Source organism: Flavobacterium sp., from assembly GCF_013823965.1.
Taxonomy (GTDB): domain Bacteria; phylum Bacteroidota; class Bacteroidia; order Flavobacteriales; family Flavobacteriaceae; genus Flavobacterium.
Genome location: NZ_PNNA01000097.1, coordinates 1 through 11634 on the forward strand (window position 1 = coordinate 1; position 11634 = coordinate 11634).

Genomic DNA, 11634 nt, shown 5'->3' on the forward strand with positions numbered 1-11634 from the left:
CCAGGAAGAAAATTGGAGTTGTTTTGTTGTTTTTAGTGGCTTCGGGGTTATTTGGTCTTTTATGTTTCATCGTTTTGTTGAACACTCCCTATTTTGAAACTCCAAAAAACAAGAAACAAGCTCGTGAAATCGAGAATTTAAAATTGCGTTATGCCATTTTGAACAAAAAAATGGATGAAGTGGAGGATGTAATTGATATTATAGAAGAAAGAGACAATAATTTATACAGAGTTTATTTTAACGCATCACCCATTCCTGAGGAAGAACGGAAAGCTGGTTTTAAAGATGTGAATCGCTACAAGGATTTAGAAGGATATGACAATTCGCAATTAGTAACCAATACGACAAAAAGAATTGACATACTCCGAAAAGAACTAGCCATTCAATCAAAATCATTGGATGACATTTTGAAAATGGCCAAATCAAAAGACAAATTATTGGCAGCAATTCCAGCCATTCAGCCTGTGAGAAACGAGAATTTAAAAACTATGGTTTCGGGATTTGGATATCGAACGGATCCTTTTACAAAAGCGAGGAAAATGCATGAAGGAATGGATTTTACAGCTAAAACGGGAACTCCTATTTATGCCACTGGCGACGGCGTTGTGGCAAGAGCAGACAATACGGCTTCGGGATACGGCAATCATATTGTTATCCGACACGGTTTTGGCTATGAAACATTATATGGTCATCTTAGCCGATACAAATGCAAGGCTGGCCAACGCATCAAACGTGGAGACGTAATAGGTTATGTGGGAAGCACTGGAAGATCCGAGGGGCCACATTTGCATTATGAAGTGCATAAAAATGGCAAAGTCGTGAATCCGCTGAATTTTTATTACGGCAATATTTCGGCGGTGGAATATGTGGCTATTGCGCAATTGGCGAATCAGGAAAATCAATCGTTTGATTAACGATTTCAGATTGCTGACTTTAGATTTCAAAAAGTGGCATTATAAAAAACATAAAATATGCATATTGAACTTTCAAAAGACAAAAGATATTACAGCATTGGCGAAGTGGCCAAGGCTTTTGACGTGAATGCATCGCTTATACGATTTTGGGATAGTGAATTTGACATTCTCAAACCCAAAAAAAATGCCAAAGGAAACCGAATGTTTACGCCCGAAGACGTAAAAAACCTGCAATTAATTTATCATTTGGTAAAAGAAAGAGGTTTTACACTGGAAGGCGCGAGAACACATTTGAAGGAAAGCCAAAAGAAAACTTTGGATAAATTTGATATTATCAGCAAACTGGAAGCCATAAAAGTGCAGTTGACCAATATCAAGAATGAACTTTAAAAAAATTAAATCAAAAACTAAATATTAAACTTTAAATTAAACAAAAATGGATTTTAAAAAATTTTTACCTTGGATTATTGTAGCAGTGTTTGTGATTGGAATTTACAGTTGGGTTAAAGGAATTAACAATACTGCGGTAACTTTGAGTCAAACTGTGGAGCAAAGTTGGGGTGATGTGCAAACGGCCTATCAAAGAAGAAATGACCTCATCGGAAACTTGGTAAATACCGTAAAAGGTGCTGCCGATTTCGAAAAAAGCACTTTGACAGCCGTTATTGAAGCACGTTCCAAAGCTACTTCAGTAAAGATTGACCCAGCAAATATCACTCCAGAACAATTAGCACAATTCAACCAAGCACAAAGTGGCGTGAGCAGTTCACTGTCAAGATTATTGGTAACAGTTGAAGCCTACCCTGAATTGAAAGCCAACGCCAATTTCTTGAAATTACAGGATGAATTAGCCAGTACGGAAAACCAAATTTTAACAGCCAGAACTCGATTTAACGAAGCGGTTAAACCATACAACACCCACATCAAAACGTTCCCAAATTCATTGTTTGCAGGCATGTTTGGATTTAAGGAAAAAGCTTATTTTCAATCTGTTGAAGGCGCAGACAAACCTGTTGAAGTAAAATTCTAAAAAAAATCAGATTTTCGATTAACGATTTTTGATTGCAGAAGGACTGCTTGTGAAATGCTTCGCCAATTCGCTAAAGTTCGGGTCAAAAATCGTTAATCTTCATTCAAAAATTTATCTTATGTCAAAAGTCGAAGATTTTTTAACCACTGAAGAAGAACAAGCAATTGTTGAAGCTATTCGTATGGCTGAAAAAGAAACTTCTGGCGAGATTAGAGTCCACATAGAAAAAACAACTTCCAAAGTTCATTTTGACAGGGCTTTGGAAGTTTTTCATGAATTGGGAATGCATGCCACCGAACTCAAAAACGGGGTACTAATCTATCTGGCTGTCGACGACCATAAATTCGTGATTTGTGGAGACAAAGGCATTAATGATGTAGTCCCGGAAGATTTCTGGGATATTACAAAAAATGTTATGGCAGCTCAATTTAAAAGCGGAAATTTCAAACAAGGATTGATTGACGGCATTACTAAAGCCGGCGAACAATTGCAACAGCATTTCCCTTATAAAGCTGGCGACTTAAATGAACTCTCAAACGAAATATCGAAAGGATAATGACTTTAAACATAAAAAACATATCAATTTTTCTGAGACTACTCTTTTGTTTATTCATTACACAAATCAGTTTTGCCCAATTTGACATTCCCGAAAAACCAAGCTTTCAGACTTCGGTTTATGATTATGCCAATGTATTAAGTGCAGAAGAAAAAGCACAACTGGAAGAAAAACTTATTCGCTATTCTGACTCAACCACAACCCAAATCGTGGTCATCACCATCGAAAGTTTGAAAGGCGAAGACATCGGGATTTTAACCCCAAAATGGGGACACACTTGGGGAATTGGCGGAACAGAAAAAAACGATAATGGTGTCATTATTTTATTGGCAAAAGCCGAAAGAAAAATATGGATTTCAGCAGGTTATGGACTTGAAGACCGATTAACAGCTGGAATTGGTGGAGAAATAACCAGAAATATTATCATTCCAGAATTTAAAGCTGGAAGTTATTACAAAGGCTTGGACAAAGGTACCGATGCGCTTTTTGACGTTTTTAAAGGCAAATACAAAGGCGAAAGAAAACAAACCAAAGATAAAAAGATACCAATTTTACCAATTATAATTCTCGTATTTATCATTCTTGCCATTATATCAAGAAATAAAAAAGACGGCGGAAATTCTGGAAATTCTGGAGGCGGACCAAGTCTATTGGATGTAATTCTTCTAAGTAGTTTAGGCCGAAATAGTGGCGGTGGTGGTTTTGGAGGCGGCTCTTCTGGAGGTGGATTTGGAGGCGGAGGCTTTGGTGGTGGTTTTGGTGGTGGAGGATTCTCTGGCGGTGGAAGCGGCGGAAGTTGGTAGTTTTCTAAAAAATCTATACTGTTTTGCCGGTTCGATTTCGCTCCAGGCAAAAATCAATATTAAAAAATTAAGATTAAAAAACCTATATGCTCTCACAAAAAACCAAATACGCCCTTAAAGCCTTGCTCTATTTAGCCCAGCAAGAGGAAGGTTACATTGCCAAAACTATCGAAATTGCCGAAGGTGCCAATATTCCAAAAAAATTCTTGGAACAAATATTATTAGAGTTAAAAAGAGGACATTTTGTGAGCAGCAAACAAGGCAAAATGGGTGGATATTACCTCATCAAATCCAAAAACACTATAACATTAGCTGACATTCATCGCTTATTTGATGGTGCAATTGCCTTACTTCCTTGTGCTTCCTTAAATTTTTATGAACCTTGTCTGGATTGCAAAACAGAATCGGAATGTTTATTAAGACTGGGATTGATAGCCGTTAGAGAAAAAACTTTGGCTGCCATGGAAAGCATTACTATTGATTCATTGGCCAAAAAATAAAAAAATATTTTATTAACTCTACTAATTTTATAGAATTAATTATATATTTGCCCCAGATTTAACACATTACAACAATTCTAAATTAAAACGTATGAAAACGCATCAAAACAAATTCACTTTTCTGGAAGAACAATCCTCAAAAAAGGTACAAATAGTTATCGAAAAAAAGAATTATCAAATGATGTGTAGATGTTGTTTTTAAAAAATTTGATTTAAATACTACTATTTACATATAATTTATATAATAATGAAAACCATTTATACAAAAACAATATCTAGCTTAATTTTATTATTGCTATTCTCAACCTCTTACGCTCAAACCGCTCTTGAAGGAGTACTTAAAAATAACCAAAACAGCCCATTAGAAGGAGCTAATATTGTTTTAAAGGGCACTACATACAATTCAACTTCAGATGCTTTTGGCAAATTTGTCATTGAAGCCAAAGAACTTCCATTTTTAATAATCATACAATTAGAAGGATACAAAACCAAAGAAATCACGATTACCCAACTTCAGGCGAGTCCATTAGAAATAATTCTTACTGATGAAGCTGAAACTGTTTTAACCGAAGTGGTCGTTTCCTCCAGACGACGGATCGAAAAAGCACAAGATGTTCCAATTGCGGTATCGGTTTTAACTGGAAAGCAGGCTGAACAAGCAGGTGCTTTTAACGTGAATCGCATCAAAGAATTAGTTCCTTCAGTTCAACTTTATTCGTCAAATCCAAGAAATACAGGAATCAACATTCGTGGTACAGGCTCTCCCTTTGGGCTTACCAATGACGGTATCGATCCCGGTGTTGGTTTCTATGTCGATGGTGTTTATTATGCGCGACCAGCAGCTACTACACTAGATTTTATTGATGTAGAACAAATTGAGGTATTGCGCGGGCCACAAGGATCCTTGTTTGGAAAAAACACGACTTCGGGAGCATTCAACATAACCACTCGCAAGCCGAGTTTTACATCTGGTGCGAACTTTGAGATTAGCTACGGTAATTATCAATATCTACAAGCCAAGGCCTCTATTACAGGTGCTTTAAGTTCAAAAATTGCCGGTAGATTGTCCTTCTCTGGCACTCAACGCGATGGTCTGATTGAAAACATTGCCACCGGAAAATCAGTAAACACGCTCAACAATCAAGGAATTAGGGGACAATTACTTTATACACCAACAGAGAATATCAATATTACATTGGCGGCAGATTTGACAACGCAACGCCCAGATGGGTATGCTCAAGTTGTTGCCGGTGTTGCGCCTACCCAAAGAGCTGCTTATCGCCAATTTAATGCCATTATTGCTGATTTGAATTACCAACTTCCAAGTTTGAATGCCTTTGACCGCAAGATTGACCACGATACACCGTGGCGTTCCGGACAAGATTTAGGTGGTGTATCCCTAAATTTTGATGCAAAAATTGGAAAAGGAACGCTTACCTCAACTACTGCATGGCGCATTTGGAATTGGGATCCATCAAATGACAGGGATTTTACCGGGTTGCAAGCTTTGGCAAAATCACAAGCCACATCAACCCATCAACAATGGACGCAAGAGGTTCGCTACGCTGGAGAGTTTAGTTCTAAATTAAGCGGAGTTGCCGGTGTATTCCTCATAGGACAAGAACTTTTGACCGATCCGTATCACATTGAAGAATCAGGAAATGCACAGTGGAGATTCTCACAAAGTACTACCAGTAATTTATGGAAAACGCCGGGGCTTTTTGATGGATACGGAATTAAAACAAAATCAAACCTGAATACATTTAGCGCAGCGGTTTTTGGACAACTAGATTGGAAAATAACAGATCGTTTGCATGTATTACCGGGTTTAAGATACAATTACGACAAGAAAAAAGTAGATTATGATCGTCAAACTTACGGAGGACTTCAAACCACAGATTCTGCATTAATCGCCTTAAAAAAATTAGTTTATACCGATCAGGCTTTCCAAGCGGATGTAGACGATACCAATTTTTCAGGAAACATAACTTTGTCATACAAAACTTCCGACAAGATTAATGTGTATGCCACTTTTGCAAAAGGCTACAAACCCGTTGGGATTAATTTAGGAGGCCTTCCCTCTCTTGCCGGCCAACCCATTCTTGAACTGGCAGTAATTAAACCTGAAGAAGTAAACCATTATGAAATAGGCGTAAAAACTTCACCATTTGAAAGCTCGGTACTAAACTTTACACTCTTCAACACAGACACCAAGGACTTTCAAACAGCAGTTCAAGCAGCGGAATTAGGCGTAAATCGCGGATATCTTGCCAATGCCGATAAAGTTCGGGTGCGAGGTGCAGAAATAGATGCCAGTATTGTAGCCAATAAAAATCTTACTTTCAACGGAGCGCTTTCTTACACTGAAGGCACTTATGTGCAATTTAAAAATGCGCCACTACCTTTGGAAGAAACTGGATCTGCCGTAGCCTTTAAAGATGTTTCAGGAACTGATTTACCTGGTGTATCAAAATGGGCAGCAACTTTAGGAGGTGAATATTCTGAAACTGCAAAATTCTTCGGAAATAGAGGAAAATTTTTTATGGCGCTTGATTCGTATTCGCGTTCTTCATTCTCATCGAGTGCTTCTGCTTCGAAATATTTAGTGGTTGATGGTTATTCCATATTTAACGGCCGTATCGGTTTCCGTGCATCCGAAGGATTGTCTGTTCACATTTGGGGACGCAACCTTTTAAACAAGGATTACTATGAGCAATTATTGCCTGCCGGTGGAAATTCAGGACAATATGCCGCCGTGTTGGGAGATCAAAGAACTTATGGCATAACATTCAAATATTCGTTGTAAATATGGATTTCTAAAGATTAAAATACAACAATTATTGCATTAAAAACCATCAAATTACGTTTTGATGGTTTTTTTGGTTTCTTTTTGATTGGCGCTGTAATTCCTTCGGAAATATAAAATATAACCTATAGTTTTAGTAGCGTTTGTTTAAATTTGTCAAAATTTGAATTGAACGGAATGAAAATTAACAGTATACTTCTTTTGTTTCTAGGATGTGCTTTTTCGTATGCCCAGACCGAAAAAAATGTAGATCACCAGAGTTTACTTTGGACACGATATTACAACCTATTGACCATAAACCAAAAATGGTCTGTACATTCTGAATTTGACAATCGAATTTTTATCAATCCTGTTAAAGAAAATCTTTATGAGTTTCGAATTCAGGGACGTTATAAAATCAATGACAAGTTAGATTTGGGAGCCGGATTTGCCCATTTCTCAGTTGCAACTCAAGATCCTGAAATCACTTATGATTTTAATGTACCCGAATACAGGGGACAGCAAGACATAATATGGAAACAAGATATTGGCAAAATTACAATCATGCAACGCTTTCAGGTAGAGGAACGCTTTTTTCACAATGCTAATAAAGAAGGACTGCTTCCCGGAACAACCTTTTATTGGCGATTCAGGTATCGATTTCAAGGCGAACATACCTTTTGGAAAAAAGAAAACCAGTTTTTAAAAGCCGTTTTATCTGATGAAATAATGATTAATGCTGGAGAAAATAGTGTTAAAAACACTTTTGACCAAAACAGGATTTACGCTGCCTTGCACTTTGGTGTCAATAAAAACATGGCATTGGAACTGGGGTATTTAAACAGTTTTCAACAACGCGCGAGTGGCGTGGATTATTTTGACAGAGACATTATCCGGTTTACTTTTTTCCATAAAATAAAAATAAAGACTAAGAAATAGTATTACTGAAAATCCCAATTGAAGAAATATCGAATTGGGAATATATTTTTTTAAAAAAAAGTGGGTCTATTTTCTCTTGATGGTTTTTCTTTTCCTGAAAAACTACCCAATTTATAAGCGATGGAAAACATCGCGTAGCGTTTTAAAACCGTATTTTCCTCGTCGCGAATTGTGGTTGGCGATATTGTTCTGGCAGCACTTTGGTTCTGGTTCAAAATATCATAGACTTTTACTTTTAATGCCATTTTTTTATTAAAAAAAACATAAGACAAACTCGTGTTCCACATATAAAAATCTTTTTTGAAATTGTTCGAAAGTTTCGAATTGTAGGTATATCCAAAATCATTGCCGAAAACCCAATTTTTAGGCCAATAATTAGTGGTTTGTATATTAATTCTATGCACCACATTCGAGCTGGCTTTCAATGAAGAGTTGGCATATTTAGATTCATTGTAGGACAACTTGTAGGATGGCGCAACAGTAAGCAACTCGCCATAATCGTATGAAAAGTAAACTTGTGGTGTAACTCCCAATGATTTTGCATCATACAAAACCGCATTTGTAAATCCTTTATCCAAAGAATAACTGCCATTTAAACCTAAACCATACTTTAGAACATGAGCCTCTTTTTTAATGGTTTGGTTCCAATTTCCACCAATGGAAGTTGTGTACGTGCCTGTTACGTTTCTATAAGTTGTGGTTTTTTTGCCGCTGGCATCATAAATCGAAGTCGAGACCACTTCGCTGTTGAAAAAATCTCCTCTTATATACAAACTATAACCGGAACGAGTTCGCATGTCAAAATTCCTGAAATTGATATTGGCACTGTTTTTTTCGTTGGGATTCAAATTTGGATTTCCGATAATTGTATTCAGGGGATTAGCCAAATTTTCTACCGGCAATAACTGATTTGATCCGGGAAGACTATTAGAATAATCATACCTAAAAGTGACAAATTTTGAGCGATCCAACTTATACCTGATTTGGGCGCGACCATATGGCAAAACATATTTTTGAGTTAAATCAGTGGTTTTATTCAAGTAAAGGGAGTGATTGTCATAATCGATAATGGAAGTACTGGAATTGAAATTAAAAGTAAAATTGTTCTTTTCAAAAATAATTCCCACTTTTGGTGTAATGGAATTTTGTCTCGAAGTAGTATAATTGGACAACGAATTGTTTAGAACAGAATGCGTTTTGGTAATGCCATCATAATCGAATGTCTTGACATCATTTATTTGATTATCCCATTCAAAATCGAAGCCCAACAGAACTCGCAATGAATCGGTTATAGGTTCCGTGTATTCTATATCTGTCGAATATGAATCGTGGGTATTGCCATTATTGCTGTTTTGATTTCGTTCATCATTTGGTTTACTGCTCTGATAAAAAATAGTTTGTGACACATTCAAGGCCTCCGAATTGCTGTTTGCATTGTTATTACTGAAGACAAAACTTAAATTACGGGATTTTTTTTCGAAGCTTTTGTTAAAATTTATCGCATTGGAAAAATTGGCAGCCGTGCTTTCTCTATTCGATTTTGAGGTACTTTCGTTTAATGATGCTCCGCTTTCATCACTGGAAAAACTGGAAGATTCTGAAAATCTATTGGAGCGAGATTGATCAACTTTTGGCGTAAAAACGATTCGTGTGGTTGGGTTGATTTTATATTCAAATTCAAAATTTGCTTTGTTTCCGGTATTTTCATTTCTGGCCTTCGAATTCGATTCGGTAAAAATAGTTCCTGTTGGCAAAAAATCGGCTTGATTAGACTTGCTTTGATTTTTATTAACCGTATTCGAAAAATCAAAACTTCCCATAGCTTCCATATCTTTGGTCCATTCATCAGAATAATTAAAGCCTACCAAATTAGATTCTGTAATCCCTTTCCCGCTTCCAGCCGTTTTTGTTCCAGCATTTCTTCCTCCTCCCATATTGTCAAACACTTCGTCCATGGAAAATCCGGATGAATTGATGTTATTGGCAGAAGCCAGCAAACTTATTTTCTGTTTGTTATTAAAATAATTCAAAATAAAACTGCTTTCATAGCGATCATCGGTTCCATAACCGCCCAAGAATTTTCCAAAATAACCTTTGTTTTTCTTTTCGTCAATGGTCAAATTGATGCTGGAATAATCCGAAGTAGATTCTTGTTTGGACAGCTCTTCTTTTTTGGTTTTAAAATCCGATACTTGAACCTTGCTTATCAAGTCTGCCGGCAGATTTTTTAAAGCTATGGCACCGTCTTTATCAAAAAAAGTTTTTCCATTTACTAAAAACCGGGTAACCTCTTTCCCGTTTACGGTAATTTTTCCATCACTATCGACTTCAAATCCGGGCAATTGTTTCAACATGATTTCCACATTGGCATCTGGACGCAACTTGTAAGAAGCCGCATTAAACTCTAAAGTATCTTTTTTGATACGGATTGGCGGTGCTTCAGTCTTGATAACGACCTCGTCCAATATGTTTGCATTTTGCAATAAATATAGCTTACCAAAATCTTTATTTTCCAAAAGCCCATTTTGTACTTCAAAATAAGGTTGATAACCCATATAATTGACCTTTAAAAAAACTGGTTTTTCGTATTTTTTAGTATTAATTTTAAAAAAACCGTTTTTATCAGTAGTCGCATATTCTATGACCGTGGAATCTTTGACATTAGAAAAATAAACCGTGGCCAACTCTAATGGCAACTGCGTATTACTATCAAATACGGTTCCTTTTATGACAATATTTTGGGCATTGGCAAGAGAAAAGAAAAACAGGAGAAAAAGAAAAGTATAAATTTTAGACATAAAGACTGTATCGTAAATAAGATAAGACATAAAAATGCACAAAAGGTTTAGTGTCGTATTCTGGTTTTTAAATTATAACCAACTTTATGGCGGCAGACAATTTTAAAAACGAAAGGGTCTAAAATAAAAAAATCCCGATTGCTCGGGATTTTCGTTTTATTTTTCTCTGATGTAAATATCGATGGGCACTCCTGAGAAGTCCCAGTTTTCCCTAATCTTGTTTTCGAGGTAACGTTTGTAAGGTTCTTTCACATATTGCGGCATATTGGCAAAAAACACGAATTGAGGTGTTGGTGTTGGCAACTGCATGCAATATTTAATTTTTACATATTTTCCTTTGGTTGCTGGCGGCGGATACGCTTCAATCACTTTCAACATGTATTCGTTGAATTTTGAAGTCGCAATACGTTGTTGTCTGTTTTCATACACTTGAACGGTAGCTTCCAAGGCTTTCAACAAACGTTGCTTGGTCAATGCCGAAACAAAAAGAATAGGCACATCGGTAAATGGCATCAATTCTTTGCGGATTTTTTCTTCGTAATCGCGGGTTGACATTGTGTCTTTTTCGACCAAATCCCATTTGTTGACCAAAATCACGACACCTTTCCTGTTTTTCTCGGCCAACCAGAAAATACTTTGATCCTGACCTTCAAATCCACGAGTGGCATCGATTACCAAAATACAAATATCGGCGTGTTCGATGGCACGAACAGAACGCATCACGGAGTAAAACTCCAAATCTTCCTTCACTTTCGCTTTACGACGAATTCCAGCGGTATCGACCAAGTTGAATTCAAATCCAAAACGGTCAAATTTCGTATCGATTGCATCACGGGTTGTTCCTGCAATGTCAGTAACCATAAATCGGTCTTTACCAATCAATGCGTTTATGAAACTAGATTTTCCGGCATTCGGACGACCTACTACCGCAAAACGAGGCAATACCACTTCTTCGTGAACTGGTTCTGGTTTTTCTGGAAACGCCTCGATCAAAGCATCCAATAAATCTCCTGTTCCACTTCCTGAAATACTGGCAAAGGTGAAATAATCACCCAATCCCAAATTATAAAATTCGACGGCGTCTTTCTCGCGCATCGCATTATCTACTTTATTTACGGCCAATAAAACGGGTTTTGTAATCTTGCGCAACAATTTGGCAACCGTTTCGTCCATTGGCGTAATGCCTTCTTCGACATCTACCACAAAAATAATTACGTCAGCTTCGTCAATGGCCAATTCTACTTGTTTGCGGATTTCGCCTTCAAATACGTCATCACTTCCGCGAACATATCCTCCCGTATCAATCACG

10 protein-coding genes are annotated in these 11634 nt (G+C 37.0%); 8 read left to right on the forward strand and 2 right to left on the reverse strand.

Annotation, left to right across the window (positions count from 1 at the left end; genetic code table 11):
- From C0430_RS11650 to C0430_RS11685, 8 genes are all read left to right on the forward strand, one after another.
- A partial coding sequence (locus C0430_RS11650; protein ID WP_290870207.1) for a M23 family metallopeptidase occupies positions 1-914 on the forward strand: 914 nt, incomplete at its 5' end.
- 57 nt (positions 915-971) lie between these two features.
- Positions 972-1304 (forward strand): MerR family transcriptional regulator, encoded by a 333-nt coding sequence (locus C0430_RS11655; protein WP_290870210.1) that lies wholly within the window; start codon positions 972-974, stop codon positions 1302-1304.
- Between the two features lie 46 nt (positions 1305-1350).
- On the forward strand, positions 1351-1944 hold the full coding sequence (locus tag C0430_RS11660; RefSeq protein WP_290870213.1) for a LemA family protein: 594 nt from the start codon (positions 1351-1353) through the stop codon (positions 1942-1944).
- Between the two features lie 118 nt (positions 1945-2062).
- Entirely contained in the window at positions 2063-2500 is a 438-nt protein-coding gene (locus C0430_RS11665) for a TPM domain-containing protein (protein WP_290870216.1), read from the forward strand.
- Positions 2500-3303 (forward strand): YgcG family protein, encoded by an 804-nt coding sequence (locus C0430_RS11670; protein ID WP_290870219.1) that lies wholly within the window; start codon positions 2500-2502, stop codon positions 3301-3303. Before C0430_RS11665 ends, C0430_RS11670 begins: the two co-directional genes overlap by 1 nt.
- Positions 3304-3389: 86 nt before the next feature.
- The gene (locus C0430_RS11675) at positions 3390-3803 is read left to right on the forward strand and encodes an Rrf2 family transcriptional regulator (RefSeq protein ID WP_290870222.1); all 414 of its coding nucleotides are present in this window, start codon (positions 3390-3392) and stop codon (positions 3801-3803) included.
- A gap of 247 nt (positions 3804-4050) precedes the next feature.
- Positions 4051-6609, forward strand: a complete 2559-nt coding sequence (locus C0430_RS11680) for a TonB-dependent receptor (RefSeq protein ID WP_290870225.1) — start codon at positions 4051-4053, stop codon at positions 6607-6609.
- A gap of 177 nt (positions 6610-6786) precedes the next feature.
- Positions 6787-7527, forward strand: coding sequence for a DUF2490 domain-containing protein (locus C0430_RS11685; RefSeq protein ID WP_290870228.1), 741 nt, complete (start codon positions 6787-6789; stop codon positions 7525-7527).
- A 50-nt stretch (positions 7528-7577) separates the two neighbouring features.
- On the opposite strand, the gene C0430_RS11690 is transcribed toward C0430_RS11685, so the two are convergent.
- Together C0430_RS11690 and der are read right to left on the reverse strand one after the other, a co-directional pair.
- Entirely contained in the window at positions 7578-10325 is a 2748-nt protein-coding gene (locus C0430_RS11690; RefSeq protein WP_290870231.1) for an outer membrane beta-barrel protein, read from the reverse strand.
- Positions 10326-10481: 156 nt separating this feature from the next.
- A partial coding sequence (gene der, locus C0430_RS11695) for a ribosome biogenesis GTPase Der (RefSeq protein WP_290870239.1) occupies positions 10482-11634 on the reverse strand: 1153 nt, incomplete at its 5' end.